General features: G+C 65.7%; 24 protein-coding genes and 5 pseudogenes. 5 read left to right on the plus strand and 24 right to left on the minus strand.

All coding sequences use genetic code 11. The features are described from left to right. The first annotated feature begins 56 nt into the window (after window positions 1–56). Window positions 57–1,922 (plus strand): Na+/H+ antiporter NhaA, encoded by a 1,866-nt coding sequence (nhaA, locus tag ACNA0J_RS09765; RefSeq protein WP_019726351.1) that lies wholly within the window; start codon window positions 57–59, stop codon window positions 1,920–1,922. A gap of 25 nt (window positions 1,923–1,947) precedes the next feature. After that, window positions 1,948–4,599 (plus strand): excinuclease ABC subunit UvrA, encoded by a 2,652-nt coding sequence (locus tag ACNA0J_RS09770; RefSeq protein ID WP_019726350.1) that lies wholly within the window; start codon window positions 1,948–1,950, stop codon window positions 4,597–4,599. 80 nt (window positions 4,600–4,679) lie between these two features. Here the strand turns inward: ACNA0J_RS09770 and mobH are convergent, their stop codons facing one another. Beyond that, entirely contained in the window at window positions 4,680–6,518 is a 1,839-nt protein-coding gene (gene mobH, locus ACNA0J_RS09775) for a MobH family relaxase (RefSeq protein WP_019726349.1), read from the minus strand. Between the two features lie 317 nt (window positions 6,519–6,835). Here mobH and ACNA0J_RS09780 point away from each other — a divergent pair, with 317 nt between their 5' ends. The 3 genes from ACNA0J_RS09780 to ACNA0J_RS09790 all read left to right on the plus strand — a co-directional run bounded on the left by ACNA0J_RS09780 (window position 6,836) and on the right by ACNA0J_RS09790 (window position 8,557). After that, entirely contained in the window at window positions 6,836–7,462 is a 627-nt protein-coding gene (locus ACNA0J_RS09780; protein ID WP_009459635.1) for a hypothetical protein, read from the plus strand. Between the two features lie 12 nt (window positions 7,463–7,474). Beyond that, window positions 7,475–8,107 carry an RES family NAD+ phosphorylase gene (locus ACNA0J_RS09785; RefSeq protein ID WP_009459636.1) on the plus strand — a complete coding sequence of 211 codons (633 nt, stop codon included), beginning with the start codon at window positions 7,475–7,477 and terminating at the stop codon, window positions 8,105–8,107. Window positions 8,108–8,191: 84 nt separating this feature from the next. After that, window positions 8,192–8,557: a DUF3742 family protein gene (locus ACNA0J_RS09790; RefSeq protein ID WP_009459638.1), complete on the plus strand. Its 366-nt coding sequence runs from the start codon at window positions 8,192–8,194 to the stop codon at window positions 8,555–8,557. An 11-nt stretch (window positions 8,558–8,568) separates the two neighbouring features. Here the strand turns inward: ACNA0J_RS09790 and ACNA0J_RS09795 are convergent, their stop codons facing one another. The 23 genes and pseudogenes from ACNA0J_RS09795 to ACNA0J_RS09905 form a co-directional block, all read right to left on the minus strand. Further along, on the minus strand, window positions 8,569–10,089 hold the full coding sequence (locus ACNA0J_RS09795) for a conjugal transfer protein TraG N-terminal domain-containing protein (RefSeq protein WP_019726345.1): 1,521 nt from the start codon (window positions 10,087–10,089) through the stop codon (window positions 8,569–8,571). A 15-nt stretch (window positions 10,090–10,104) separates the two neighbouring features. Next, window positions 10,105–10,461: a hypothetical protein gene (locus ACNA0J_RS09800; protein ID WP_009459645.1), complete on the minus strand. Its 357-nt coding sequence runs from the start codon at window positions 10,459–10,461 to the stop codon at window positions 10,105–10,107. Continuing rightward, a pseudogene (locus tag ACNA0J_RS09805) lies at window positions 10,458–10,937 on the minus strand (integrating conjugative element protein); the annotation flags it as partial. The gene ACNA0J_RS09800 and the pseudogene ACNA0J_RS09805, both read right to left, overlap by 4 nt. A 10-nt stretch (window positions 10,938–10,947) precedes the next feature. Further along, a partial coding sequence (locus ACNA0J_RS09810; RefSeq protein ID WP_415818706.1) for an integrating conjugative element protein occupies window positions 10,948–11,852 on the minus strand: 905 nt, incomplete at its 3' end. A gap of 9 nt (window positions 11,853–11,861) precedes the next feature. Continuing rightward, the gene (locus ACNA0J_RS09815; protein ID WP_019726343.1) at window positions 11,862–12,809 is read right to left on the minus strand and encodes a TIGR03756 family integrating conjugative element protein; all 948 of its coding nucleotides are present in this window, start codon (window positions 12,807–12,809) and stop codon (window positions 11,862–11,864) included. Next, window positions 12,806–13,252, minus strand: coding sequence for a TIGR03757 family integrating conjugative element protein (locus tag ACNA0J_RS09820; RefSeq protein ID WP_009459649.1), 447 nt, complete (start codon window positions 13,250–13,252; stop codon window positions 12,806–12,808). The genes ACNA0J_RS09815 and ACNA0J_RS09820 overlap by 4 nt, the downstream gene beginning before the upstream one ends. A gap of 161 nt (window positions 13,253–13,413) precedes the next feature. Beyond that, entirely contained in the window at window positions 13,414–13,908 is a 495-nt protein-coding gene (radC, locus tag ACNA0J_RS09825) for a RadC family protein (protein WP_009459650.1), read from the minus strand. A 175-nt stretch (window positions 13,909–14,083) separates the two neighbouring features. Further along, entirely contained in the window at window positions 14,084–14,848 is a 765-nt protein-coding gene (locus tag ACNA0J_RS09830; RefSeq protein WP_009459652.1) for a DsbA family protein, read from the minus strand. Window positions 14,849–14,861: 13 nt separating this feature from the next. Beyond that, window positions 14,862–17,729, minus strand: a complete 2,868-nt coding sequence (locus tag ACNA0J_RS09835; protein ID WP_019726341.1) for a conjugative transfer ATPase — start codon at window positions 17,727–17,729, stop codon at window positions 14,862–14,864. After that, window positions 17,729–18,169: a TIGR03751 family conjugal transfer lipoprotein gene (locus tag ACNA0J_RS09840; protein WP_009459662.1), complete on the minus strand. Its 441-nt coding sequence runs from the start codon at window positions 18,167–18,169 to the stop codon at window positions 17,729–17,731. Before ACNA0J_RS09840 ends, ACNA0J_RS09835 begins: the two co-directional genes overlap by 1 nt. Next, complete coding sequence (locus ACNA0J_RS09845) at window positions 18,150–19,568, minus strand: TIGR03752 family integrating conjugative element protein (RefSeq protein ID WP_009459664.1); 1,419 nt, start codon at window positions 19,566–19,568, stop codon at window positions 18,150–18,152. The genes ACNA0J_RS09840 and ACNA0J_RS09845 overlap by 20 nt, the downstream gene beginning before the upstream one ends. Further along, window positions 19,558–20,463: a TIGR03749 family integrating conjugative element protein gene (locus ACNA0J_RS09850; protein ID WP_009459665.1), complete on the minus strand. Its 906-nt coding sequence runs from the start codon at window positions 20,461–20,463 to the stop codon at window positions 19,558–19,560. Before ACNA0J_RS09850 ends, ACNA0J_RS09845 begins: the two co-directional genes overlap by 11 nt. Beyond that, the gene (locus tag ACNA0J_RS09855; RefSeq protein WP_009459666.1) at window positions 20,460–21,149 is read right to left on the minus strand and encodes a PFL_4703 family integrating conjugative element protein; all 690 of its coding nucleotides are present in this window, start codon (window positions 21,147–21,149) and stop codon (window positions 20,460–20,462) included. The genes ACNA0J_RS09850 and ACNA0J_RS09855 overlap by 4 nt, the downstream gene beginning before the upstream one ends. Continuing rightward, a complete protein-coding gene (locus tag ACNA0J_RS09860; protein ID WP_009459668.1) occupies window positions 21,146–21,544 on the minus strand; it encodes a TIGR03750 family conjugal transfer protein in 399 nt (132 codons plus the stop codon). Before ACNA0J_RS09860 ends, ACNA0J_RS09855 begins: the two co-directional genes overlap by 4 nt. Window positions 21,545–21,555: 11 nt before the next feature. Then, on the minus strand, window positions 21,556–21,915 hold the full coding sequence (locus ACNA0J_RS09865; protein WP_009459670.1) for a TIGR03745 family integrating conjugative element membrane protein: 360 nt from the start codon (window positions 21,913–21,915) through the stop codon (window positions 21,556–21,558). A gap of 16 nt (window positions 21,916–21,931) precedes the next feature. Beyond that, a complete protein-coding gene (locus ACNA0J_RS09870) occupies window positions 21,932–22,165 on the minus strand; it encodes a TIGR03758 family integrating conjugative element protein (RefSeq protein ID WP_009459672.1) in 234 nt (77 codons plus the stop codon). Beyond that, window positions 22,162–22,243 (minus strand): annotated as a pseudogene (locus tag ACNA0J_RS09875) (integrative conjugative element protein, RAQPRD family); the annotation flags it as partial. The gene ACNA0J_RS09870 and the pseudogene ACNA0J_RS09875, both read right to left, overlap by 4 nt. Before the next feature lies 1 nt (window position 22,244). Further along, window positions 22,245–22,545: pseudogene (locus ACNA0J_RS09880) on the minus strand (integrative conjugative element protein, RAQPRD family); the annotation flags it as partial. A gap of 98 nt (window positions 22,546–22,643) precedes the next feature. Next, window positions 22,644–23,393 carry a TIGR03747 family integrating conjugative element membrane protein gene (locus tag ACNA0J_RS09885; RefSeq protein WP_009459676.1) on the minus strand — a complete coding sequence of 250 codons (750 nt, stop codon included), beginning with the start codon at window positions 23,391–23,393 and terminating at the stop codon, window positions 22,644–22,646. Next, the gene (gene traD / locus ACNA0J_RS09890; protein WP_009459677.1) at window positions 23,390–25,579 is read right to left on the minus strand and encodes a type IV conjugative transfer system coupling protein TraD; all 2,190 of its coding nucleotides are present in this window, start codon (window positions 25,577–25,579) and stop codon (window positions 23,390–23,392) included. The genes ACNA0J_RS09885 and traD overlap by 4 nt, the downstream gene beginning before the upstream one ends. A 4-nt stretch (window positions 25,580–25,583) precedes the next feature. After that, on the minus strand, window positions 25,584–25,823 hold a 240-nt coding region (locus ACNA0J_RS09895; RefSeq protein ID WP_415818708.1), incomplete at its 5' end, for an integrating conjugative element protein. 19 nt (window positions 25,824–25,842) lie between these two features. After that, window positions 25,843–26,123, minus strand: a pseudogene (locus ACNA0J_RS09900) (DUF2859 domain-containing protein); the annotation flags it as partial. Continuing rightward, window positions 26,120–26,218 (minus strand): annotated as a pseudogene (locus ACNA0J_RS09905) (lytic transglycosylase domain-containing protein); the annotation flags it as partial. The pseudogenes ACNA0J_RS09900 and ACNA0J_RS09905, both read right to left, overlap by 4 nt.

Below are 26,218 nucleotides of genomic sequence, written 5' to 3' on the forward strand. Positions count from 1 at the left end.
TCGTCTCCGAAACCGGCTCATCGCGACTTCACGAACTACAGGAACAGGATAAGAACATGTCAGCCACTTCTTTCGGTGCATCCTCGGCGAAGATCAGCCGGGGACGCGTTGCCCGCTATCTGCGCACGGAGTCTGGTGCTGCGGTGCTGCTGGTGATCGTCACGGTCGTGGCGCTGGCGTGGGCGAACTCGCCGCTATCCGATGCCTATTTCGAGTTGTGGCACCTGGACGTCGGGTTTGACTTCGGGCCGCTGGGCCTGCACATGGACCTGCATCACTGGGTCAACGACGGCCTGATGGTGGTCTTCTTCTTCCTGATCGGCCTGGAGGTGCGTCAGGAGTTCGCCCACGGATCGCTCCGGGATCGCAGCCGTGCCCGTCTCGCTCTGATCGCGGGGGTCGCGGGTGTCGTGCTTCCCGCGCTGGTGTATGTCCTGATCGTGGGGCTGGCCGGAAGTGAGGGCCTGCACGGGTGGGGGGCGGTGGTCGGCACCGATACGGCATTCATGCTGGGCACCCTGGCGATCGTCGGCCCGCGGCTATCCGGTCAGTTGCGCGTGTTCCTGCTCACCCTGACCGTGGTCGATGACTTCCTCGCCGTGTCCATCATCGGCATCGTCTATAGCGATGAGATTCGGATCGTCCCGTTGTTGATCGCCCTCGCCAGTCTCGTTGCGTTGTGGCGGCTAGGGCGCACCCGCCAGTGGCGGGCAATGCCGTATGTGCTGATCGTGATCGTGCTGTGGCTCGCAACCGTGTACTCCGGCATCCATGCCTCTCTCGCCGGGATGGCCGCGGGGCTGCTGATCCCCGCCTACGCGACGCAACGTCACAAGGTCGTCGCGGCAAAACAACTGTTCCGCGACTTCTGGCAGTCTCCGAGTGCCGCATCGGCCCGCGCGGTGGACTGCGGGCTGTCCCGGGGTATCTCGGTGAACGAGCGATTGCACGAGTTCCTGCGGCTGCCGACGGCGCTGCTGATCGTGCCGGTGTTCGCCTTGGCGAACGCCGGAGTGGACGTGCGTGGCGGGCTGCTCGCCGAGGCCTTCGGCTCGCCAGTCACGTGGGGCGTCATCGCAGGGCTCGTGCTCGGCAAGCTCCTGGGCATCGGGCTCATCACTCTCATCGCCGTCCGTCTCGGCCTGGGCCGGCTGCCCGAGGGCGTCGGGGTGGGCAGCGTGTTCGGTGGTGCGGCACTGTCCGGGATCGGGTTCACCGTGTCGCTGCTGATCATCGGGCTCGCGTTCGGCACGACCTCCGACTTGGGCCGCCAGGCGACGGTCGGCGTGCTCGTGTCGATGGTGTTCGCCACGTTGCTCGGGTGGCTGATCTTCAAGGTCGCCGCCCAGCGGTGGGGTGAGAAGACCGCTGACCTGCCGATGGTGCTTGAGCCACCGGTCGATCCGGAGATCGATCACATCCGCGGGCCGGAGGACGCCCAGCTCACACTCGTCGAGTACGTGGACTTCGAGTGCGCGTACTGTGCGCACGCCACCGGTTCGTGGGACGATCTGCGCGCCCACTTCGGGGACGACCTGCGGTATGTGGTGCGCCATCTGCCGCACCACCCGCACGGGCCGATTGCCGCGCGGGCGTCCGAGGCAGCGGCGAACCAGGGGATGTTCTGGCCGTGGCTGGACTTCGTGTTCACCCGTCAGCATGCGCTGGAGCGCGAGCATCTGATCGGCTACGCCGCCGAGCTTGGGCTCGACGTCGAACGGTTCATCGCGGATCTCGACAGCACCGCGGTGATCGAGCGTGTCGAGCGCGACCTCGCCAGTGCCGTCGCCAGCGGTGCGCACGCCACGCCGACGTTCTTCGTCGAGGGTCGTCGTCTGCGCGGCAGCTACGACGCCCGCACTGTCACCGCGGCGCTCGAAGCCAGTCGCCGCGGCCCCCGAACTCAGGAAGTCCCGTCCTGAGCGGGACGAACTACAGGATAAGAACATGCCAAACAATTCTTTCGGTGAATCCTCTTGTACCGCTGCGGCCAGCGGCATGGTGGAAGTGCGCGGCGCGCGCGAGAACAACCTCAAAGAGGTGGACGTTTCCATCCCGCGTAACGCGCTGGTGGTGTTCTCCGGCGTTTCCGGCTCCGGCAAGTCCTCGCTGGCCTTCGGCACCATCTACGCCGAGGCGCAGCGGCGCTACTTCGAGTCGGTGGCCCCCTATGCGCGGCGCCTGATCGACCAGGCCGGCGTGCCGGACGTCGATGCGATCGACGGCCTGCCGCCGGCGGTGGCGTTGCAACAGCAGCGGGGCTCCAGCAACGCGCGTTCCTCCGTGGGCAGTGTGACCACCCTGTCCAGCCTGGTGCGGATGATGTATTCGCGCGCCGGCGCCTACCCAGCCAACCAGCCGATGCTGTACGCCGAGGATTTTTCGCCCAACACGCCGCAGGGAGCGTGCCCGACCTGCCACGGCCTGGGCCATGTGTACGAGGTGACCGAGGCCATCATGGTGCCCGATCCCTCCCTGAGCATCCGCGAGCGGGCGATCGCCTCCTGGCCCCCCGCCTGGCAAGGCCAGAACCTGCGCGACATCCTGGTCAGCATGGGCTACGACGTTGACCGACCGTGGAAGGACCTGCCGAAGAAGGACCGCGACTGGATTCTGTTCACCGAGGAAACACCGACAGTGCCGGTGTACGCCGGCTTCACGCCCGCCGAGACCCGCACGGCGCTCAAGCGCAAGATGGAGCCGAGCTACATGGGCACCTTCACCGGCGCCCGGCGGTATGTGCTGCACACCTTTGCCAATACCCAAAGCGCACTGATGAGAAAGCGCGTGTCCCGGTTCATGGAGGGCAAGCCGTGCCCCACCTGCCACGGCAAGCGGCTCAAGCCCGAGGCGCTGTCGGTCACCTTCGCCGGCGTGGACATCGGCGCGTTCATGCAGATGCCGCTGGACCAGTTGGCGGCCTTGCTCGAACCCATTGCCCAGGGCGATTTCCGCGCCCATGCAGCGGGGGCGGCTACGGACAAGGAAGCGACCCGACGCGACCGTGCCGAACGCGCGGCCTCCGGCCGTGCCGTCCATGCGGTATCGCCCGACGTGCGCCGCACCTCCGCGCTGTCGGAAGAAAAGCGCCTCGCCGCGCAGCGCCTGGCCGGCGGTGTGATGGCGCGCCTGCGTCAACTGCGTGGGCTGGGCCTGGGTTACCTGACGCTGGACCGGGCCACGCCGACGCTTTCGGCCGGCGAGTTGCAGCGCCTGCGGCTGGCCACGCAATTGAGTTCCCTGCTGTTCGGTGTTGTGTACGTGCTCGACGAGCCCTCGGCGGGGTTGCACCCCTCCGACAGCCAGGCGCTGTACGACGCGCTCGACCGGCTGCGTGACGCGGGCAACTCGGTGTTCGTGGTCGAGCACGACCTGGACCTGATGCGCCGCGCGCAATGGCTGGTGGATGTGGGGCCGGATGCCGGGGAGCGTGGCGGCCGCGTGCTCTACAGCGGCGAGCCGGACGGCCTGCGCAAGATTGCCGAATCGCGCACCGCCCGCTATCTGTTCGACGAAATCGCCGCGCCGGGAAGCCGGGCACGCGAAGCGACCGGCTGGCTGGAGCTGCAGGGCATCCATCGTCACAACCTGCATGGCGTGGACGCACGCATTCCGCTGGGCGTGCTGACGGCCGTCACCGGCATCTCCGGCTCGGGCAAGTCCAGCCTCGTCGCGCAGGCGCTGCCGGAGCTGGTGCTACTGCACCTGGGCCACGAGCCCGAGGACGACGCGGCCGAAAGCGCCACCAGCGAAGGGCCGGCAGTGATCGAAGCGACTGGCGGTCATCTGGCGGGCGACGTGGACGCCATACAGCGCCTGGTGCAGGTGGACCAGAAGCCGATCGGGCGCACGCCCCGGTCCAACCTGGCCACCTACACCGGCCTGTTCGACCACGTGCGCAAGCTGTTCGCCGCCACGCCCGATGCGCGACGCCGCCGCTATGACGCCGGGCGCTTCTCGTTCAACGTGGCTAAGGGGCGTTGCGAGACCTGCGAGGGCGAGGGCTTCGTCAGTGTGGAGTTGCTGTTCATGCCCAGCGTGTACGCCCCGTGTCCGACGTGCCATGGCGCACGCTACAACGAGGCCACGCTGAAGGTGCAATGGAACGGGCGCAACATCGCCGAGGTGCTGCAGATGACCGTGGACGAAGCCAGCGAATTCTTTGCGGGTGAAGACGCCGTGGCCCGGCCCCTGCAATTGCTGCGCGATATCGGATTGGGCTATCTGCGCCTGGGGCAACCGGCCACGGAACTTTCCGGTGGCGAGGCGCAGCGCATCAAGCTGGCGACCGAGCTTCAGCGCAGCCAGCGCGGCCGAAGCCTGTACGTGCTCGACGAGCCAACCACCGGGCTGCATGCGTCCGATGCCGACCGGCTGCTGGTGCAGTTGCAGCGCCTGGTCGATGCCGGCAACACCGTGGTGATGATCGAGCACGATATGCGCGCGGTGGCTCAGGCCGATTGGGTGATCGACGTGGGGCCTGGTGCAGGCGCTGCCGGCGGCAGCATCGTGGTGGCGGGCTCCCCTCAGCAGGTGGCCCGAACGTCTGGCAGCCGAACCGCTCCGTTCCTTGCGCAGGAGTTGGCGCGGGCCGAGTAGCTCAGTTCGCCAAATGTTGCCAGCTTTCGCGGGGTATTGATCGTCGCCAAACGACGGTGGCGATCAATGCCCGAATCGCGTCATCCTTCCTGAGTCAGAGCAAGATAGGGATTGTTGGGCGGTATTTCGGGGAATGCCAAGGACCCATCTTCAAGGAGGTAGCCATGCAGTCGGCGGGACTTCCTCGGGCCCGTGACTTCACAGGTCCAAATGTTCAGGCCATTGGGGTGCTTGCGATGTAGCTGCAGCTTCTCGAAGCGCTTCTGCACCCACTGCCAATCCTGTTGATTCTCCTGCTTGGCGAGCGCGGCCACTTCGGGATGCTCCTGCGCATAGCGTTGGAACACACCCGGGCTGACCAGGTAGGCCGTGTCATTCACCGTATGCACGAGCGCCTTCGCGTCGTTGATGATGAGCCGTCGTGAGGTGATTCCCTGCTTCAGCCAAACCATGAACTGTTCCGTGGATGGCTTCGTTGCCGATGACCCAGGCGTAGGCGCGGGTACAGGTGATGGAATGGACGTCGCGGCTGTTGCTGGCGCGGGAGGGTGGAGGAACTCTTCGGCATCCTGTCCAACGCCGGCCGACTCACCTAAGCCCACCATCGCGAGCAAGTCCTCCATGACGTCGGGCACGGGCTGGGCCGCGGGCGGTGAAACGATGGTGGTGCTGTCGTCCTCCCAAATTGGAGGCTCTTGACCTCCCTGCGCTGGGTTCACCGAGACGGTTGGCACGGGAGCCGACATGCTGGCGTCGTTTTCTGCGGGCGTCGCGTCGATCTCTACCGTGCCTGCGAAAGGTGCTGGTCGCTCGCCAGACTCCCAGATCAGCGCGGGAGCGAGACGCAACAGGGTGAACGAATGGGACCAGCCGGTCGTGCTGGTGACGGTCGCGCGCCAGACCGCTTTGCCGTCCGAGGTGGGCTGGAGCATGCCGTGGTCCTGCAGCACGTTGAACACGGCGGTGTTGTTCGCAGGAATGCCATCGATCCCCTGAGACAGGAGGTGTGCGCGCAGTTTGTCCGAGACCGTCTTGCTCACCAGCCACAAACCATCCTCGGTGAGCCAGCCATCGGAGGCTTCCGGCTGGTTCAGCTTCAACTGTTCCTTGAGCAGGTAGCGCAACCCGTCCAGCAGCTTGCGTTGCAGTGCGTGCTTAGGCGCGGCCATGGCGCGCGCCGGATCGCCGCCCAGCTCCTGGGCCACCGACGCCCGGTCTGCTTGCACGACGAGTTCCCCCAGTACACCGGCATGTTCGTACTGACCGGCCAGCACATAGAGCAGCGGTGCCCAGAGAGCCGGATAGTCGCTGAGCCAGTCCAGGACGTGGCGGTCGAGCAGTTGGCGATAGAGCAAGCCTGTTGCGGCGCTGTGCAGGCGGTATTCGCGGTCGTCACGGTAGCGAAATCGGTACGCCTGGTGCAGCGGGCCATGCCACGGATGCCAAGTACTGCCGTCGGCCAGTTCGACGTGTAGATCGACGGCGATCTTGCCAATATCGTGGAGCAGCGCAGCATAGGCGACGGCGGCGGTCCAGGCTTCGGACTGCGCCGCCTGGTCTTCGGGACTGGCACCGATGGGCAGCAGATGGGACTGCCGCAGTTTCAGGCTGTAGGCCACGATCTCCAGGCCGTGGTCGAGCATGCCGCCCGGATAGGCATGGTGATGCGCTTCGGAGGCCGGAAAGGCTTGGACCAGTTCGGCGTAGCGTTCCAGGGGCGTGCGGTACAGGGTGACGAATTGCCGGTGTGAGAGCGACGTGCGCTGCCAGATGTGCTCCAGCAGCTTCTGCCGGCGTGGGGTGGCCAGCAGCGATGCGGCCGACTCAGGACGCAGCAGCCCTTTCGGGAGGTCGGTGACGGGTGATGGCGTCGGTGCGGCAGCGACCGGGGGCCGTTTTCGCTGGAACAGGGAGAGCATGTGAGGTGTCCTAATGACGGGCCGACCGGGAGGCCTTTTGGCCTTTTCGAGGTAGGGCCTTTCCCCTTGCACCCCATTCCCTTGCCATTTCGACCCTTTGGCCTTTAACCGTTTCGGTATAGCGGGGCCTGGATCGCGGCTCCACCGTCAATGTGGAACCCGCTCGAATGCATTGGACGGCGACCAGGCGCTGGCCTCGGTCTATGCTGCGAAGGCGCTGCTTCCGCCGGGTAGGTTGCTTTCTAGGCGTCAAAGTTGACAAACGCGACAAAGGCGACTAGAGTGAAACCTGTCTCAAACCTACTTGGGAGATGACCATGCCCACTGCCATTGAATTCATTGCCGACCGTCTGCCGCGCGTCACGGTGGAAGATGTACGCCGCTTCGCGGATACCGTCGAAATCCGGGATGCCACGGCTTTCGCGGCCGAGTTGCAGGCGTTCGTCCACGAGCGCGTGGAAGCGGTAACACTGCCCGCCAACTTGCAGGGGGAGACCGTTGGGCAGGCCCTTGCACGCAAGGCGGCCGCGCTGCGCGCCGACACGCGCTGGGCACCGAATGAAACCGACGTCCAGCGAGGCCGTGCGGTGCTACTGGAAACCTTCAACCAGCCGCACAACCTGCCGCCCGCGGAGTTCGCCAAGCTGGCGGACAAGTCGCGCCAGCAGATCTACAAGGACATCCTCGCGCGTCGGCTGCTGGCGCTGAACGTGGGGCCGCGCGGTCAGAAGCTGCCCGACTGGCAGCTCGACCCGGTAAAGCAGCAGTTGACCCAAACCGTGCTTCAGGAGGTCGAGGGTATCGATCACTGGACGATCTACCGCGCACTGTCCGAACCGCTCGAAGGCTTGGGCGGTCGCTCGCCGGTGGATGCGGTGACGCATGGCACGATCGACGCCGTGGCCGAGGCCGTGTTTAACGTGCTGGGCGTTCAGGTGCATTGAAGCGAGACTGCCATGAACCACGAGCTGCCTTCTTTTCTGATCGATGCCGGTGAACTGCTCCAGCATGTGAGCCGCGTCGTCTATCGGGGCAGCCCGCTGTACTATGGTCGCAGCAGCACCAATCGCTACGACGACCCGGCCCGAGCCTACGGCGTGCTCTACCTGGGGCGCGACCTGCCCACGGCGTTGATGGAGTCGGTGTTTCACAAGCATCAGTGGCTTGATGACGCGAAGCGCTCGATCGCATTGAAAGAAGTCCAGGGCAGGATGGTGCGCGCTGTAGGGGTGGTGGCCGACGTGCTTCTGGCCGATCTCACGGCACCGAGCGTCATGGCGGGCTACTTTGGCCTGAACCTGGAGCAGTTGGCCAGCCGCGACTACACGCACACGCAGCAGGTGTCCGCTCAGGTGCATGCGATGGTCGGCGACGACGGCCAACCTCTGTTCGACGGAGTGCTCTATCCGTCGCGCAACAACTATCCCGCCAAGAGCATCGCCCTGTTCGAGCGTGCGGGAGCGAAGGTCAGCGTCATCGAGGACATCGATCTGGTTGACCATGTGGATTGGCCGCGTTTCGTTGCCACCTACCGCATCGGCGTGGAACCCGACCCGGGCCCGGTGGAACCGGATGACGAAGCGTCCTGAAGCAGCGAGAAAACACATTGAAGCCTGAAACGGAATGAAGTGGAGCACCCTGGAATAGACATCCCTCAGTAGCAGGAGACGACCATGAACACCACAACTCGTACCAGCACCGCAGAACGTATCGGCCGCGCATTTGGCCGTGTATGGCGTGCCTATGCGCGTGGCGAACGGCGGGTATCGAATTGGTTGATGGTCAAAGGGGTGCCTTCGGTTGGTGCCACAGTGCTGCTGTGGGCGGTCAAGCTGGCTGTGCTGGGCGCGCTGCTCTACGTCGCCTTCTGGTTCGCACTCGTGTTGTTGGGAGTCGTGGTGGCGGGATGGGCTGCTGCTGCCAATACCTCGGATGAAGACGAGTGGCCTTTCACCGACCTCACCGAACTGCGCAAGACGCCGGGCTACGATCCCAACCTGTACAACGATACGTCGCACGAGTTGTACACCGACGACTGACCGGCGCCGCGCTACTTCAGCTTACCTCCGGTAAGGGCCCCAGCGCCCTTACCGCCTGCTTGGCCGGCACTCTTGCTGCCATCCGAAAGCCCTTGGATGACGTGTCCAGCCCGAATCCCAACCCAAGTAAGGCTCGCAAGCCAAAAACCCGGCAAGACCAGGAACATCGTGCCCATGACGAACATCAGGAGCAGGTCGCCAAAGGCATTGTTCAACCCCACCAGCGGATCGAAGTTAGTGTGCGGCCGGTTCCAGCCGAAGCCCCACCCATAGAGCGCATCGAGGATGGTGCTGTCGATCCAGCGAGCGAGTTGGAACCAGAAATCGGTGAAGAACAGCGCGAACTGCACGACGCTGACGGTGACGACCGTCTTCAGGTCATAGGTGCCGACGACCAGCACGAGCGGGATGCAGATGACCAGCGCCATCTTGAGCAAGGCAAGCACCATGGGCAGCGCCTGGCGCACCACGTCCATGGCAGGGAATGCGGCAAGTGCCCCGACCGCCATTCCTACGTCCCCCGTGGCCCGCGTCACGATGTTCGGCAGGGTCTTGTCGATCTGGCCGCCGTAGTCGGTATAGACCGAACCCTGGTTGAGCTTCTGCTGTCGCGGTGACGCGATGGTACGGACCACCGAATCGTCCACCTCGGTACGGCTGAGGAACCCGGCCCAGCCCGCCAAGCGATTCAACAGGCTGGGGTCCACCTGGCTCAGCAGCCGTGCTCGCAGGCCGTTGCTGCCATCGGCCCACCACTGCCTGCAAGTCGGGTAGCCGCCGCCACTGGCCACCTGCGCAAGCCCTGCGTCGCGAGTGTCGTCATAGGGCCATGACTCGCGCGCCGTGCTGGAGCGGTAGCTGTCGTAGTAGCCGCCGGTGTCCGTGAAAAACCTCGAACCGATCCATGTCACGTCGTTCATTTGAGCTTCGTCCAGCTCCGGTCGCGCCATGAACAATTTAGCGCGTGCTGGCCCGTAGCAGTCGTGTGTGAAATCGGCCACTTCCTGAGCCAGCACCGGGTCGTTGATGCGGGTAGCGTCGATCTCCATGCGCATCTGTCGCAGGTCTGTTCCGCACGGGATCGCTGCCACCGAGGCACTGGTGACGGCGCGCGAGAGCGCGTGCATGAATGCCCACCAGACCGGCACCTTGGCACTCTGGTTGTTGATGGTGCTGAAGGACTGGGACCAGCCGGTATCCGTGGGCTGCGGCACGCTGACCTGGCATTGAGCCGAGCGCGAGCTGTCGTACTGAATGGTGTTGAGGTCCACGTCGATGAAGGGGATGCCGGCGAACATCACGACCACGATGGCGACGAACACCCGGTTCTCAATGCGTGCGGCCGAGAGCACGCCCTTATTGCCTTCGTCTGCACCCTCCCCACGGGCCTTGAGCCATTCCTGCACGATGATCGCCACGAAGGGCAGTGCGAATACCCCGCTGGATACCAGTACCGCCCAGATGCCGTTGTTGACGATCCAGGAAACCAGGGTCAGGTAGTACTCCAGGTAGTCGGTCGCGAAAAGCGTCATGGCTCGGATCTCCCCTCAGCCCTGCATCAACAGGCTGGCTTCAAGCGCCACGATGGCAACGACGCCGGCGATCTCGCTGCGCACCAGGCGGCGCCGCGCTTGCGCGTCGTCCTCGCGCGCCAGCAGTCGGCGACGCATCCAGACCCAGCCGTAGGCCGTCGCGCCGTACAGGCACAGCCGCCAGACCAGGAAGTAGCCCGCTGCTGCCGCCAGCCAACGCTCCCAGCCTGCGACGCTTCCGACGAGGTAGATGCCAACGATGTTGGCGCACACGGCGACGGCCGCGAGTACCACCGTCCACAGCAGCGCCTTTGCTGCGCGCCGGCTGAACAGCCAGCGCGGGCGCAGCCAGGCCGCACGCATCGGGCTCATGGCCGGCCTCCCGGATTGCCCTTCTGCAACTGATCGAGGCGGTCAGGCACCGGATCGCCTTCGTAGATCCCACGCGAGCCCGCCGCGCGCGTGCCGTGGCGCTGGATGATCGCCATGGGCGAATTGTTTGCCAGCTCCCGGCGCAGCTCCAGCTCGGTCTTGAGGTTGCGGATCTCGCGATCGAGCGTGTCGCTCTCGTGGTTCACAGCTTCCACGGCGAGCTGGTTGGCCGCCACGTTGGGCTCTTTCTTGCCGGTCAGCAGCGTGCGTTGCAGCAGTAGCGCTTTCTCCAGCACCGACGCCAGCGCAACCTCGGACGCCAGGCGCTGCGACAGCAGGTGCTGGTCCGGCTCGTCGCGCAGTGCCTCGATCACTCCGCGTGTGATGGGCAGCGACGCGCTGCCGGCCTCGCGCAGGTTTTCGGGCGTCGTGTTCTTCGCCTTGGAGACCAGGTCCTGGAGCGCCTGCAGCTTGGCNTCGTACTCNTCCTGGATCAGCGGCGTCAGCCCGACGCCGGGCACCGTCTCCGTCTTGGTGCAGGCGTCGCAGGTGCGCTGCTCCTTCTCGCCGAGCACCCGCGTCGCCCACTCGACGGCCGCTTGCGGCGTGGTCCAGGTCTGGCACGACAGGCTCGCGCAACTTGCCGGTGCGATTGCCGATGTGTCGGTCACACCGCGGCCATTGACCAGGTTGTAGCCCGCGCGGGTGACGTCGCCGACCACCTTGATCGCGGGCTGACCGGAGCCGCCGGCATTGCTTCCCCCGACCCAAGGCACGCCGTCGTTGCCACGGCGCGTCTCGGCTTGCTCGACGGCCGAGACGGCATCCGTGCTCGAAACAGCATCGCGCAGTGCCAACCCCTCTGCCATCTGGCTCCAGCCGAGCTGGCCGCCGGCCGTTTCGGCCATCTTTTCGGCCATGGCGCGGCACGTCAGCTTCGAGCGGTCGAAATCCAGCCGCGCTTGCAGAACGCCGTTGGTGAGCAGGTTGTAGAGGCCCGGATCAGCCCGTTGGATGATCAACGCCGGCAGGGAGGCCACAGCACTCGTAGCACTCTGGATCACCGAGGACATGATCTGCTGAAAGCCATTGGTCACGCCGTTGAGCTGATTTTTCAACGTGGTCTGGATGCTCATGTCACCGCAGATCAGATTGCTGTTCCAGCCGACACCCACGCCGAGCGAGCGCATGCCGGCTGCGCGACCCATCGAAACGGCGCTGCCGCCGCCGATGGAGTACATGACGTCATCGCCGATGACGTTGCCGCTGGTCTGGTAGCCCAGTTGGCCCCAGGCCACGCCGCTTGCCAGAACCAACGCGCCGGTGAGCGCCAAACAGATCCTCTTGCCACGAGCCGGAGGGGAGAACTGCATAGAGTCGAAACGCTTCATCGCGGCACCTCAAAGGAAATCAACGCTTCCAAGGAACACCTGTCCACGGCGTTCGCAGCAGGCATACGGCCGCCACAGTGCCCAGGCGTAGTCGCCTTGCTGGGCCTGGGTCAGGAAGCCGGTGCGTGGGAAAACCGTGCAAGACGAGGACAGGACGGGCGTGAGTTCCTGCCACTTGCCAGTCGAGGCATCACCCTCCATCAGCGCGCCGGCGGGCCAGTAGCCATCGCGGGCGTTGGCAAGCAGCGGCTGGTACACGTGCAACTGCCCCCGGCGAGTGACGATATCTCCCGCACGCTGGGCCACCACGGCCCCCGATTTGTGGTCGTCGGTCTGGTGCAGGAAGCCGCCGCGGGGATACACGTTGCCCCAAAGGTTCATCGTGGTGCGTGCGCCGACCTCGCGCATGCCGGGAATCAATGCCTCCGGGTAGGCCATCTCGGGCACGTTGTAGCGCCAGGCAAGCGTGTCCAAGGTGCTGAGCAGATACGGCATGAATGCCGTTCCTGCGCCCTCGCAGAAGTAGCCCGAGGACGAAACAAACTGGTTGAACACCTCGACGCCGGGATGGCCGATCACGTCGGCGTTCTTGAATTTCGCAAGATTGTTTTCGTGATCCTCGTTCGTCGTTCCATCGCCCCCCGCTTGGGCGGACGGATTGGCCGTACTCATCGCCCGGACTTCGACCCACGGGTTCTCGCCCGTGTTGCTGTAGCTGGAGACGACCGCATCGGGGATGTAGTGGCGCACCTTGACAGAGGTGCGCACCGTGCATCCTCCCCAGGTGCAGTAGAGCCAGTAGCAGATACCTACCACCCGGTACTCCAAGCAATCGGGCGAGGCCACCGAGGCAACGATGGCGGTGGTGTTCAAGGCGTAGCTACCCGTGGCGCTGAGCAGCAGCAAGGAAGCCACGCCGGCCCGCATGCGGCGCATCAGGTCGAATGGTCGCGTCATGGCTGGGTCCTCCGACGCTGCTCGATGCGCGCGACAGCGCGGGCCACATCCGGCTCGCCATAGACCACGTAGCGCTGATCCACCACGACAGCCGGGATGCTGGTGATGCCCAGGCTCCATGCGTCGGTGACGCCCTGGTATGCGGAAGCGATGCGGCGCTGTAGGTCGGCGCCGCCTTGGCTCAGCCGACGCTTGACGGTGGCCGCCGCCTGTTCGGGGGCGGCGGGCAGTTCCGCAGAAAGCTCCGCTTCAATCCGGCGGGCTTCGTCCAGCTCGATCAGCCGCTCGCCGCCCATGGTCTTGACCGGGTGGTGGCTGTCGGTGACGACCAGTACGTCGGCTGCGAAGGCGACGGGGCTGAACACGGCCAGGGACGCCGGCAGCGCCACGACGAGACCAAGGGTTCGCCAGCCCGACGCGAACGTGGAAAAGGATGCCGGCATGTCGCGTGCCCCGAAAGTTGATCAGGGCCATAGTCAAACGCGAACCCGATGCCACCCCAACAAACAATGCGCATCGCGGGCTGCCCGCATACCTGCTTGTCCCGCGCCATAAAAAAACGGAGGCCGAAGCCTCCGCGGGGATCAATGAAGCAATGCGACCGTTACAGCAGGCCTGACTCCGCAAAGGAGAACGGGGAACCTTGGCCTACGATGATGTGATCCAGTACCCGTACATCGATGAGCGCCAGCGCGGCCTGCAGTTGCTGGGTCAGCACACGATCCGCGCTCGACGGCTCGGAGATGCCCGAGGGGTGCTGGTGCGCGAAGACCACCGCGGCGGCGTTCAACTCCAGCACACGCTGTACGACGACACGTGGATAAACAGAAGTCGAGTTGATCGTGCCCCTGAACAATGGCTCGTAGGCCAGCACCTGGTGCATGCTGTCCAGGAACACAGCGGCGAATATCTCGTTGGGTTCAGCGACCAGTTTCACGCGCAGATAGTCCCGCACAGCGGCCGGTCGGCTGAGGCACGGTCCAGCTTTGAAAACCCGCCTCTCCAGCAGCACGATGGCTTGCTGGATGATCCAGTCCTCGTGTTGGGCAGCGGTGACGGAAAGCGACTCCGGGCAGGAGTCGTTGACGACAAAAGACATGGCGAACCTCCAGACGGTGAGATCGGAGGGCGCGCGCCCTAGGAGGGCCAGCCCTCCTAGGGAACGAACAAGGTGCATCCATCACCGCGGCAGCGGCGATCGTTCGCGACCAGGATGCGAGGCGAACGGGTTGCGGTCAGCGCAGCGGACTGCGCCGTAGCCTTGAAGACCGGGGCTACCTGGGCATGTCGCCGACGACGTCGGCAGGCATTTCGGATGTGGGTGTGCCGGTCGGACCGTCAGCCGTCAGCATGTCCATGGCAGACAACAAGGCGTCGCCCTCGATTGGTCCCTGCAGCAGGATGGCCTGGCCCGTCTCGCGATCAAGCAGACGCAGTGACGGTGTGGCGGTAACGCCGCTCTTGGTGGCTTCCGCGGCCTGGGCGCGGATAGCGGCACTGGACCTTTCGCTTGACATGCACTGCTCGATGGCTGGCGTCGATTCGGGGTAGCGCAAGCCATCCGGCAAGCCCAGGCCGTCGCTGCGCGTGTGGGCATAGACCCATTCGACCGCCTGCCAGAACGCGGCATGCCCGCCAGCTTCGGCTGCGCATTCGGCCAGACGTGCCTCGGCCGACGCGGCCGGCTCGTGCGCGGCTAGCGGCTGGTGGTGCCATTGCAGCGCCACGTCGGCGTTGGTGCCCACCCACCGTTTGAGCTGCGGAAAATATTCCCGGCAGAACGGGCACTCCAGGTCGGCATAGAGCGTCAGCGTGAAACGGCCTTTGGGGTTGCCCATTAGCCAGGGCGGCCCGGCCACCGGTGCCATGCTGACCGGCGTGGGCGGCTGCGGCGGGGATTCGCCGGGCGACCTCGGCACAAGCCAGATCAGCAGCAGCGCGACCAGCACAGCAACCAATGCCCAGGGCCAGCGGGGCCGCCCGTTGCGGCGGCGGAACGCCTGGACCTGCATCGGAATGGAAGGACGTTTCTGTTCCATGGCGTTCTCCGTCTTACGACAGTTCCAAGGCCGGCGACTCGATGCCGCGCGCCTGGTCGATCTTCTCGGCCACCTTGAAGGCCGCTTCCAGTTCGGTGCAGCCGTAGTGCTGCATGAGCTGGTAGCGCTCGGCCTTCTCTTCGGGTTCGGTCTGCGCCAACGCCAAGTACAGGCTGGGCGGCACGGCACGGAACAGCACTTCCATGCTCTTGGAAAGGATGACGCCCTCGGTGAACTTGCCCGCTTCTTTGCGCGCCGAGAGCATCAGCGCTTTCTGCGCGGGCGAGAGTTCGCGGAAGCGTGCAATCTTCTCGACCTCATCGGGCGGCATCGACAGGCAGATCCACCACTCAATCATGTTGAGCATGGGCTCCGCGGCACGCGGCAGATCGTCGATATTTTGTGTAGCCAGCCAGAACCAGGCCCCTAGCTTGCGCCACATTTTTGTAATTTTTACAACGTAGGGCGCGAGCAGCGGGTTCTTCGTGATGATGTGGCCTTCGTCGGTCACATTGATGATCGGACGGCCCAGGTACTGGTCGCGCTCGGCGATGTTGTTCACCGTGCTGATCAGGCTGATGTAGGCGATGGAGAGCTGCGCGTTGTAGCCCTCCCGGGCATAGGTCGCGAGATCCACCAGCGTGATGTCGGCCTCGGGCCACGGCGTGCCATCGCGATCGAACATCTCGCCGTCCGTGCCTTGGCAGAACATGTCCATCGCGTCCGCCATCTCCAGCAGCCGCACGCGCCGCATCTCGGGCAGCGTCGGGTCCTGGCCGCGCGTGCGCAGCGCGTTGCGCACGTCGCGCGTGAGCACCGTGCGTTTCTCGGCCACGCAGTGTTCGGCGGCATCGAGGATGCACTGGCGGATCAGCGAGCGATCGGCCCGCGTCATCCGGGCTTCTTCCTTGTCCTCGCCGCCTGTGATCATCAGCCGTGCCGTGATCTCCAGTTCACCCAGCACGTCGCGCTGCTCGTCCTCCTCCATGACCGAGGAATCGGCTGGCAATTCTTCATCCAGTGCATCGGCATCAAGCGTCTGCACGTTGCTGGGCGTTTCGATCAGCCGGCGAGCGTCGGCGAACGGCGCCAGGCTGATGCCTGAGCCAGGAGCCAGCTTGACCCGGTTTACGGTCAGACCCAGGCGCTTGGCGAAGTCGCTGAACAAGCCGAAGCTGTTGCCGGCTTCCACGATGAACAGCCGCGGCCGGTAGATGGCCGTGACCTGATTCAAGAGGTTGTTGAGCGTTGCGCTCTTGCCCGAGCCGGTGGGGCCGAATAGGAACAGATGGGCGTTCATCTGCCTGTCCAAGCGGTTCAGCGGATCAAACGTGATCGGCCCGCCACCGCGGTTGAAGAACGTGTTGCCCGGATGGCCCGTACCCTGGCTGCGTCCCCACGCCGGCGAGAGATTCGCCACATGCTGGGCGAACATCAGTTGGGTGAACCAGTTCCGCCGATCCTGCGCAGGGTTGTAGCAGCACGGTAGCCAGCGCAGGTAGCTGTTGAGCGGCGCAACTTCATCGTCCTCGCGCACGGGCTGCAACCCCGCGTTGAGCATCACGTTGGCGAGGTCCAGGCCGCGCCTGTCAAGCTCGGCTTCGTCGCGCCCGCGCAGATAGAAGGCCAGCGTGCCGCGGTAGAGCTTGTGCGCGCTGCCGATGAGCGAGCGCGCCTCCTGCACATCCTTGAGCGTCTGCTCCGATGCCAGTGTTTCGCCGACAGCCTTCTTCGCCAGGTGATTCAGGTGCGATTCGAGGATGTCCTGGGGCGTCGCCACCATGGTCAGACACATCGTGGTGTCTTCGGGCATCTGATCGAAAAGCGTGTTGATCGCATCGCCCTTGCGGGTTTCGCCAGTCAGGTGTCCCGTACCGGGCGGCATGCGTAGTCGGTCGGTGACCAGCACACGGTGCGGCATGCCGTCGAAGTACCAGGTACCGTGCCCGGCATCGGAGCGAGGCTGACCGAAGAACAGCCGTTGGCTGAAATCCCGACCACTCGCCAGCTCGATCTCGCCTTCCTCCACCTCGTCGGGATAGCGGGCCAGCGCATAGAAGCGCTCTCGATTCTCAGCGCTTGGCCCGAGCATCGTTGGGCGTGGGTTGAACCACCGCAGCAACCAGTCGTGAACATCGGCCGCGACCATGCGCCGGGCCTGGATGCCGGCGTTCGCCAGGCCGCCGCAAAGGCGATCGCAGACGATGTTCAGCATTTGCTCGGGTGTCTGGCCACGGCGGTTCGCCTGGCCGGTGGCCCGGCGATAGACCACCATGCGCACGCGCCGCGTCTGGCCGCGCCAGCGCAACCGCGTGACCACCGTGTCCTCGAACAGGCCGCCGGGCTTGGCCACCGCGCGCAGGTGGTGGCCGAAGAAGCGAAGATAGAACTCGGTGAAGGCTGTGCCGCGAGCGCGCGGCTGCACGTAGTTGCGCAGGGTCTGCATGTACTGGTCGAAGCTGGGTTCGTCCTGGGCGTAGAGCTGGAGCACCCAGGGGTTCTCGTCCAGCTCATCGAACGAATCCTGGAGCGCGTTTTCGAGCGCATCGCGGGCATGCGCGAGCCAGCCAGGCTCCCGACCTTCGGTGCCCAGCGGGACCAGCTCGTAGAAGGCTGCGACCGATTGCCCGTCCTCCAGCAGCATGGACTTCGACGGCGGCAGGAACTCCACCCACGGCAGCAGCTCCGCGAACGACTGCGCGACGTCGTACAGCGCCTGCTCGTCCGCCACGGTCGCCGGCTTGCGGCCCTGGATCGTCGCTCCGGGTTCGGCGATGCCGGCTTGGCGCAACGCCTCGACGTGGCGCTGCCAGCCGTCCGGCTGCTCGTCATTGCCACCATCGGATGCAGCCAGCTTCGGCCAAGGGAGTTTCCAGCGCATCAGTAGTCCTCCACGCGCTCGCCCGGCATGGCGTACTGCACGCGCTGGTACAGGGGGAAGACTGTCGTGTAGCCCGGAACAGGCACGGGGTCGGTACCCGCCAGGTGCGGGTACACATACATGACAAGATCGGGGTTCGGGAGGCGGTGGAACTGGCGATAGACCTCGTTTCGCGCCGTGCGCGTGTAGCGCATCTGTTCGGCGGGCGCGGCCTCCACGTCGGCCTCGGTCAGCGGCCGGCGCAGGCTCTGGCGTGCATCGAGCAATTGCCTGCGCGCCACCTGGCCGGCGCCACCGCTGCCGTCGCCGGCGTTCTGCTGCCAGATGTCCATCATCGTGCTGTCGCCGTGCGGGAGCAGCTTTTCCTTGCTGGTGGCACAGCCGCCGAGCACCGCGACGGCGAGGGCCAGCGCCAGGCCCTTATTCAAGTTCGAGAGCATGGCTTTCTCCTGCGCGGTGATCGACCTTGCGGCCTTCGGGATCGAAGTCGATGGCAAGCGGCTTTTCGAGGTGGACGGCGACCTTCGCGCCGGGCTGGACATAGACGGCGGCGAAGGCCTGGCCGTATAGCTTGTTCACCCAGTCGGCCATGTCGCGCACGCCACCGGCCAGGATGCGGCCCACGGCTTCATTGCCCGAGATGCCGACGCTCCCGATGGAGCCGTCGGCGCCGACGTAGGACATCTGGCCGCTGTCGCTGTCGATCAGCGAAGCGACGCCGGCACCGGCGGCGGTAATCAGGGCTTGCGAGCCGAGGTACTGCTGGGCGTTGCTGCGCCGCTCCCCGCTGACGCAGGGAATGCCGTATGGGTCGCTGATCCAGCCCAGGCCGTCTCGCTGCTGGTTGTTCTGCTGGTTGCCGTCGCGGTCTTCGGGGATGGTGCGGATCGTGCCGTCGTGGAAGACGAAGGTGATGCTGCGCACCTGGCCGCGCACGCACGAGAGCGTCCAATCTCCCGATGCGGTGCCGCTGAACACGGCACCGGCCACGTCGGGAATGTCGATGCCATTGGCGGTCAGGTTGTCCGGTCCGACCAACACCTTGAAGGGGTATGGATCGTTAACGGTTCCGTCGATCGGCACGCGGCCGATCAGCGCCGTCATCGCCACCGACCCCATCAGCGTCGAATTGGTCGGTACGGTATAGACCGCCTTGGCGCTCTTGACGCCTGCTGCGCGTGCGCCCGCGTTCGCCACGGTTTCCGCCGTGGTTTCCAACGTGCTCTGCGCGGGGCCGAAGCTCGTCGGGAAGCTCATGCCGCTACCCGTGCCACGACTGCTGTTCCGCCCCTCGGCCTTCCTCGCATCGTCGGGTTCGACCCATCGCACGCCGCCTTCCATGCCGGCCTCGTCGCCGTCGCGCAGCCCCAGACCCACCGGCAGGTCGGCATGGCCGCCGCCACGTCCGCCGATACTGTCCAGACGCCGCTGCAGGTCGGCAAGCAACCCTTCGGTCTGCTGGCGCGCGCTGGCTGCCTGCTCTTGGTCGCGACGCAGGTTGGTACGCTCGGAGTCGAGGGCCGAATTGATGCGCTGATCAATGGAGTTCTCGCGCTGGCGCAGTCGCTGGTTTTCTTCGCGCTGGGATTTGTTGTCCGAGAGCGCGGTCTGAAGCTCGGTGCGCAACTGCTTCACTTGGGCAACGAGCGTCGCCACGGTGTCGCGCGGGGTATCGCCCTCGATGCCCAACGCCTTCATTTCCGCTGGCGTGAGCTTGGCACCGGCATCCGCGGCCGGTGGCGCCGAACTGCTGCCACCCGAGAACAGCCGGATGGCAACGAACAGCACCAGCAAGGCAACCGGGACCATCAGCCACTTCAGGAGTCCATTACTGCGCATGGCGGGCCTCCTTGCGGTCTTCCGGTTGCGGGAGATGCACGGCCGGGTCGAAGCGGTTGATCGCCGGTAGCAGCGATTGCGCCAGGCCGCGCCCGCGCGTCACCAGGTACAGGACGGTCGTGTCCTCGGGCGTGCCACGCGGGCCAAGTGCCTCGTGTTGGAAGGTGGCGGTGAGGAAATCGCCTTGCAGGATGCGCGGATCGAGAGTGATCCAGCCGCTGCTGTTGTTGGTCAGTCGCACGGCAGTGACCCACTGGTCTTCCAGACGCCACGACGCGAGCGCGACCGCGCGCACGGGCAGCGTCGGCATCAGCGTGCCGAGGTCGAGGTCACGACGCAGGTTCACCCGCATGACGCCGGGCAACGGCTCCACAGTGCGCAGCGGAGCGTAGAGGTTCTGCGCGGCGAAGCGCGTCAGGACAACCGGCACCGGGGTCTCGCGTCGCGCCGCCCGCGCACCTGCCTGGTCCTGGGCGCGCGCCGGAGCTTCGTTGTCATCGCCGGGCTGATCGCCATAGCGCGCCGGGGTGCTGTTGCCCTCGACGATGCGCACTGGTTCCAGCTCGGCTTCGCCGTCCTTGGCTGGCTCCGCCGCAATGTCCAGCAGGATCAGCGCGCCCGTGTCGGCGTCCTGCAATTGCAGCCGCGTGGGCTCGATCGGCTCGCTGGCGCGCAGGTACACCGCGCCGCCCGCGCTCTGCACCCGTAGGCGCTCGCCGACGCCCGAGGGTACGCCCACGCGGACGTTGCGGTCGATGAACACGATACGCTCCTGGCCGACCTTCAGCGGCACCGCCAACGGCATACGTTCCCAGCGCAGGATCTCCACCGCCTGGACAGCAGGAGCCGCGGCCACGGCCAACAGCCCCAGCAGCGTGAGTACAGGATGCTTCATGGGGTTTCTCCTTGGGGCGCTTGCGGAGACAGGCCACCAGACGCCGGGCGCGTCGGCTCCGGCGTGCTGATGCGCTGGGGCGCGCCCTCATAGCAGTCGAGCGCCAGGCCGAACGGGTTGCGGGCAGGATCGACGTCCACCCGCGTGACCTTCACGGGATAGCGCACCAGAGCGCGCTTGACTTGCTCGGCGCCGTAGTACTCGTCGGCGGTGATGTCCAGCGTCACTACCCAGTCGCGGTCGGAAACCACGCGCACGCGGGCCGTGGGGTCGTCGCCGTAGCCGCGGCCGGGGATTTCGTAGATGCCGCGCACGCGCTGGCGCAACTCGCCCGTGCTGCGGCGGTAGTCGTAGTCCGCGCGCAGGAAGGCCTGGCAGGATGGGGTGAGGTACGGCGAGAGCGTGTGGAGGTTGCGCGCGTAGTCCTCTTCGCCATTCGTCGGCCAGCGGTTGAGCGTCTGGAACACGTAGAACGTGAACGCATAGACCGATTCGGGCGGCACTTCCCACCACTTCCTGGTACTGCCGGAGCGCAGGTCAGGCGGAACGTGGATGGTCAGATCGCGGGGAGCGCTCCACCAGCCGCCACCCATGACCAGGGCGACGATGATCAGGGCGCCAGCACCCAGGCGAAGCGTCTTGATGTGCGCCTGCAGGTGGGTGATCTCGTTCTTGAAGCGGCTCATCGTGCGCTCCTTCGGGTGGTCCAGAAGCCGGAGCGCGAGATCAGCACATGGCCGCCTACCCAGCCCGCCATCAGCGGATGGCGTGTGGCAATGCGCCATTGCAGTTGCCGATACAGCCAGGTGTCGGGACGCCCGCGCTTGAGGCGGCGAAGAATGCCGCCGCCGATGAACACGCCGAAGGCCACGCCCAGGACGACGAACGTGGGTGCTAGCGCGATCGTGCGGAACACCCACGACAGCGGTGCGCCGACCAGCAGACCGGCGGCGCCGGACAGGCCGCAGCAGATCCACAACTCGTCGGCGGTGAGACCGCGCACCACAACGGGATGTCGATTGAGCCGGTGCGGAAGGAACGTGACCGTCCCGTCCGCACGGACGTGCTGCTGCTCGGACATACCGGCCTCGCTTACAGGATGCCGGTGGCTTCGGTGAGCAGCCAGATGCCGATCACGAGCAAGACGGCGCCGATGGCGACCGTGAGGCCGAACTGGCCCCACGTCTTGCGGCCTGTGTGGATTTCCGCGTAGGTCCCGTAGGCGTGGTAGCACACGCCGATGAACATGGACGCCACCACCAGCAGAGCCACGAGCATGATGATGTCGTAGCCGTAGTTGCGGATCGTTTCCATGATGCCGTTGCCTGTGCCGCGGGTCGGGTTCTCCAACTGCGGCAGACCCTGCGCGAACGACAGGGCGGGCAGCGCTGCGGTGCCCAGGGCCACGGTGGCGCGCTGGGCAAGACGGGAAGTGAGGATGCAGTTTTGCATGGTCATGCCTTTCAGGTCAGGAGAGGAGGAAGAAAGTCAGGACGAGGTACATCGCGACGAATCGGATGCAGACGCCGAGGAACTGGCGCTGGTTGAGGCGGCTTTCGGACCACCCCACGTAGGCCGTTCGCATGGCCCAGACGCCCCAGACGAGCAGGACCGCGAACACGACGCCGACCAGGACGGTCGCCATCGCTGAAGGCGCGATGCCGCTGTTGGCTTGAAATGCCGAGACCTGGGCGCCGTTCATGGCTTGCCCTCCGTGGTCGTCGGCGGTGATGGCGGGACGACCCGCTCCGTGCGGTAGTCGCCGATCAGTTCGGAGGCGNCGCGCGGCTGGGCGCGCGACGGTGTGAGATGGGCCTGGATGCCGGCGCGCACGCGCGCCAGGTCAGCCAGCAGCCTCGGGTAATCGAAGTGGTAGCGCTCGCCCGGCTGGATGGGGGCATGCGTAGCGCTGTCGGCGACGGTGCGCTCCAGCGCGTCGAGCTGGCGCAGCGCTGCGACCAACTCCTGACGCTGCGCCGGGGACTCGGCCAACGCCATCGAGGACTGACCCAGTACAAGGGCCGTCACGAGAAAAGTGGGCACGCCGCGATGCGCGGCGCGCAGCCAGATCGGAGCCAACATCGCGCCATTCCTGTGTGATCAGCAATGGCTAGATCGTGGAGATCGGGGCTGTTTCAGGCCGCAAACAATAGGAACCTGCAGATGACCGGATTGATCTGCTAGAGGTACTTCTTGAAGCTGCCCGCAGTCAGGCTCACGGCCAGTCCCAGCAAGGCGGCGCTCGGCAACAGGATCAGCAATGGATGCACCGAGATCGGCAGCGCCAGGTACGTGATCCACGGCAGCACGGCCAGCGGCATGAGGCTGGCTTTTGCACGGTGGTAGATGAACCCGGATTCGCGGCCCGCGCCGAACCTGCGCACGTCGCGTCGCACCAGACCGTCAATCAGACCGACGAAGGCGGCCGTGAAGATCAGTGGCAGCGTGAGCACCAGGACCAGCAGGCGCACTAGGAAGGTCAGCGTCGTGAAGGCTGCGGCGATGAGGTAGCTCTCGGCCCAGACATAGACTTGGCTGATGTAGTAGCGGAAGTTGCGCGCCTGCTCGTGGCTGGGCGCGCGGACGCGCTCGGCGGTCTGGCTCATGCGCGCCAGCAGCCCCGAGCGAACGAACACCCATTCGTAGCCTGTATCCACCAACTCGTGCGCCGTGCGCCCTGGCTCCTGCACGACCACGCTGCGCGTGAAGTGGCTGGACAGGTGCCCAAGCTCGTACTGCAACATCTGCTGGGAATGGCGCCAGCCCTGATCCTTCCAGAACAGGTGCATGCCGACGCACTCCACCACGATCGAGAACAGCAGCGAGCCAATCAATACCCCGAGCAGGCGAAATGGCAAGGTGATGGTGCCGACGATCAGACCCTGGCGCTGGTTCTGCTCCCGCTGCGCGGTCGAGGCGGCGTCCTTCATGGCGCGGCCTCGTCGGTACTGTGGTCGGTGTCGGTGGCCACCGCAGCAGGCTCGGCTGGAGCAGCATCGTCCAGCAGGTCATCGGGCAAGGCCGCATCCTGCAAGGCAGGGGAGCTGGTGAAATCCCACCACTGCGTGGCCTCGCTGTAGCTCTGGCGCATGTATCCGGCCAGTTGCTGCAGATCCGCCGGCATCACTTCATCCGGGTCTGGTGTCGGCAGCGGCATGCGAACCTTCCAAAGCTGGCCGCCTTGCAGCAGCGCGAAGCACTGGCCTTTTGGCAGGCCGACTACGTGCGATGGCTCGATCATCGGCACGCTGGACATGCTGATGCGGTCCTGGGTGTTCGACGTGAAATCCGTCGCGCCACGGATGTCCGAGCTATCGGTCGCCCCGGAGACGATGGTGGTGGTATAGACCTCGACCTTCGGCAACTGCCGCGTCAGCAGTTCGGCGGTGGCCGTCTCGCGCACGCGCAGCATGAACAGGTTGTTGAAGTTGCCGATCACCTGGCCAGCTTTCGCGCGGTTGCCGATGCGGGCCTCGATATCCGAGAGGGTCTGTGTGTACGCCGTGACCTGTAGCCCGGCACCGCCGCCCTTGTTGATCAGGGGCACGAATTCGTCACCCATGAGTTCATTGAATTCGTCCGCATGGACATTGATCGGCACGCGCGTGCCAGCGGATGCGCCCGGCAGGCCATCGTCGATCCCGTGCTTGTAGATATGGCCCGCGACCGAAACCAGGTCGGAGAACATGGAGTTGCCGACCGCTGCGGCAACCTCGGCGTCGGACAGCGCGTCCAGTCCCACATAGACGATGGCGCGCTTCCTGATGACTTGCATCCAATCGAAGATCGGGCGCGGGTCGGTCAGGTCGGAGTAATTCGGGGCCAGGAGCTGGGCGATCTTGCCGCTGGTGAGCTTTTCCAGCAGCGGCAGCAACGATGCGACGATCTTGTCGAAGTAGGTCTTGTCGTACCGAACTGCCGAGCGCAAGCCGTCGAGCACCGGGTCGTAGTTGCGCGCCTGGGAAAGGTACTGCTCCAGCGCGACCACGCGCTTCTCGCGCCCGATCATGTTGCGCGGGATGTTCTTCTCGTTGAGCTTGGCCTCGATCTGGACGATCACCTCCCAGGCCTTGGGCTCGGTCTTGGCGAAGTAGTGCTGGGCGTACTCGATAAACAGTGCGTCGATGTTGATGACGTGCCGCTGGATCAGCATGTAGTCCGGGCGCTGCCCCAGTTCCACCAAAGCGCGGGCAATGATGTTGACGAAGCGCCACGCGAACTCCCGGAAGGCCGCGCTGTTGCCTTCACCGGAGAGTTGCCCTGCGATACGGGTGGCGACTTCCGAGATGCGACCGAAGCGTCCTACCGCGTTGTAGCGGGCGCTGATTTCCGGCCAACCGAGGTGGAAGATGTAGAACTCGCCTTCACGGCCTGCGCGCTGGGCTTCGACGTACATCCGCTTCAGGAGATCCGCGTCGCCCTTGGGATCGATAACGATCACGACCTCGTGCTCGCCGGCAGCGTTCTTGCGACGGATGTCCTGAGTCACAAACAGCTCGGCCAGCCGCGTCTTGCCCACGCGCGTCGTGCCCAGCACCAGCGAATGTCCGACGCGCTCACCCAGCGGCAGGCTGACGTCCACCTCGTCGGGTTCGATGCCATGCAGCCGCGGCAGGCCACCTACAGGTGGCAGCGGGCGCACAGGGTTGAACGGAACGTCCCAGCCCGTGAGAGCGGAGAGCCGGGACAGCGGGAACGGCGCAAACTCCAGCCGTTCCTCCAGCCGACGCGCCAGGCGATAGGCCGGTGTCGGCTCCGCGTAGCGGCGAAACTCCGGCCGGTATGTCTGCATGAGCCTATGGGTGTGCTTCTGCTCCCACAGGAATCCGCGCCCGATGAAAAGCCGCTGCTGGCTGACGGGCACATCCTTGCTCGTCATCACGTAACGCGGCAGGCGGCGGATGTTGCGCCTATAACGCAGGATGACGCGAGCGTCGCGGTAGCGGATCGCGCCGTAGGCGCCGAACGCCAGGGCGCTGCCGACGCCCATGGCCGGACTCAGCGCGAGCGACCACGGGGCCACCAGGGACAGAAACGCGGCGCCTGCACACGCTGCGACGGTGTATAGCTCCACCGCTGGGCGTAGCAGAACCTCGACCGGCTGTTTCCCCGACATGGCTTCATTGCTCGATGCCGGTGGCCGTGATCAGCGCCGGGTAATGCCGCAGGCCTAGGCGATCGGCCAGGTCGTCTCCGGCTACGGGCGCGAGCGGCACGCCCGGCACCAGGGCACGCAGCCCTGCCAGGCCCTGCGCGGTCTCGACATTGACCACTAGGCCGACCGCGCCGCGTTCGCGCAAAGCAACGCCGCGGCGCTGCAACCAGGCCCGGGAGGCGTCGTCGTCGCCGATGACCACGAANGGCCGCAGGCCNGGNGCNTCGATCACGCGCCGAGCGACGGTGCCAGGCGTGAGTTTGGTGCTGCGCACCGGCAGCATCGCTGCCTCGTCCGCGGGTGTGGCGGGAACCTGTGGCGTCGGAATGGGCGGCCGGGCCGGGACATCGGCGCGCGGCTGGAGGTTGAGGGCCTCGTAGTACGGCAGCGCCGACGTGCCACCGCGATCTTCGACCACGATCAGCGGATCGCCGGCACGCGATGCCAGCGGCAGACCCGCCAGCAGCACAAGCAGGCCCCGCAGGGCCAGATGGGATTTCGTCATGGGGAAGTCTCCTGGCGCGTGGCGAGCACCGCGGCGTTTGGGCGTGCGCCCTGCACACGCGCGAGATGGCGCGACACGCTGCGCCGGTAGCGGGC

The organism is Bordetella tumbae (assembly GCF_965139195.1).
Lineage (GTDB): Bacteria > Pseudomonadota > Gammaproteobacteria > Burkholderiales > Burkholderiaceae_B > Bordetella_A > Bordetella_A tumbae.

Bases quoted from the DNA above. Each gene is read 5' to 3' on its own strand.
- ACNA0J_RS09855 (WP_009459666.1), bottom strand. From the start codon at position 21,149: ATGAGCCGCTTCAAGAACGAGATCACCCACCTGCAGGCGCACATCAAG.
- ACNA0J_RS09785 (WP_009459636.1), top strand. From the start codon at position 7,475: ATGAACCACGAGCTGCCTTCTTTTCTGATCGATGCCGGTGAACTGCTC.
- ACNA0J_RS09840 (WP_009459662.1), bottom strand. From the start codon at position 18,169: ATGCTCTCGAACTTGAATAAGGGCCTGGCGCTGGCCCTCGCCGTCGCG.
- ACNA0J_RS09845 (WP_009459664.1), bottom strand. From the start codon at position 19,568: ATGCGCAGTAATGGACTCCTGAAGTGGCTGATGGTCCCGGTTGCCTTG.
- ACNA0J_RS09770 (WP_019726350.1), top strand. From the start codon at position 1,948: ATGCCAAACAATTCTTTCGGTGAATCCTCTTGTACCGCTGCGGCCAGC.
- ACNA0J_RS09835 (WP_019726341.1), bottom strand. From the start codon at position 17,729: ATGCGCTGGAAACTCCCTTGGCCGAAGCTGGCTGCATCCGATGGTGGC.
- traD (WP_009459677.1), bottom strand. From the start codon at position 25,579: ATGTCGGGGAAACAGCCGGTCGAGGTTCTGCTACGCCCAGCGGTGGAG.
- ACNA0J_RS09850 (WP_009459665.1), bottom strand. From the start codon at position 20,463: ATGAAGCATCCTGTACTCACGCTGCTGGGGCTGTTGGCCGTGGCCGCG.
- ACNA0J_RS09860 (WP_009459668.1), bottom strand. From the start codon at position 21,544: ATGTCCGAGCAGCAGCACGTCCGTGCGGACGGGACGGTCACGTTCCTT.
- ACNA0J_RS09790 (WP_009459638.1), top strand. From the start codon at position 8,192: ATGAACACCACAACTCGTACCAGCACCGCAGAACGTATCGGCCGCGCA.
- ACNA0J_RS09780 (WP_009459635.1), top strand. From the start codon at position 6,836: ATGCCCACTGCCATTGAATTCATTGCCGACCGTCTGCCGCGCGTCACG.
- ACNA0J_RS09820 (WP_009459649.1), bottom strand. From the start codon at position 13,252: ATGCCGGCATCCTTTTCCACGTTCGCGTCGGGCTGGCGAACCCTTGGT.
- ACNA0J_RS09870 (WP_009459672.1), bottom strand. From the start codon at position 22,165: ATGAACGGCGCCCAGGTCTCGGCATTTCAAGCCAACAGCGGCATCGCG.
- nhaA (WP_019726351.1), top strand. From the start codon at position 57: ATGTCAGCCACTTCTTTCGGTGCATCCTCGGCGAAGATCAGCCGGGGA.
- ACNA0J_RS09865 (WP_009459670.1), bottom strand. From the start codon at position 21,915: ATGCAAAACTGCATCCTCACTTCCCGTCTTGCCCAGCGCGCCACCGTG.
- ACNA0J_RS09885 (WP_009459676.1), bottom strand. From the start codon at position 23,393: ATGAAGGACGCCGCCTCGACCGCGCAGCGGGAGCAGAACCAGCGCCAG.
- mobH (WP_019726349.1), bottom strand. From the start codon at position 6,518: ATGCTCTCCCTGTTCCAGCGAAAACGGCCCCCGGTCGCTGCCGCACCG.
- ACNA0J_RS09800 (WP_009459645.1), bottom strand. From the start codon at position 10,461: ATGAGCCCGATGCGTGCGGCCTGGCTGCGCCCGCGCTGGCTGTTCAGC.
- radC (WP_009459650.1), bottom strand. From the start codon at position 13,908: ATGTCTTTTGTCGTCAACGACTCCTGCCCGGAGTCGCTTTCCGTCACC.
- ACNA0J_RS09795 (WP_019726345.1), bottom strand. From the start codon at position 10,089: ATGACGCTTTTCGCGACCGACTACCTGGAGTACTACCTGACCCTGGTT.
- ACNA0J_RS09830 (WP_009459652.1), bottom strand. From the start codon at position 14,848: ATGGAACAGAAACGTCCTTCCATTCCGATGCAGGTCCAGGCGTTCCGC.
- ACNA0J_RS09815 (WP_019726343.1), bottom strand. From the start codon at position 12,809: ATGACGCGACCATTCGACCTGATGCGCCGCATGCGGGCCGGCGTGGCT.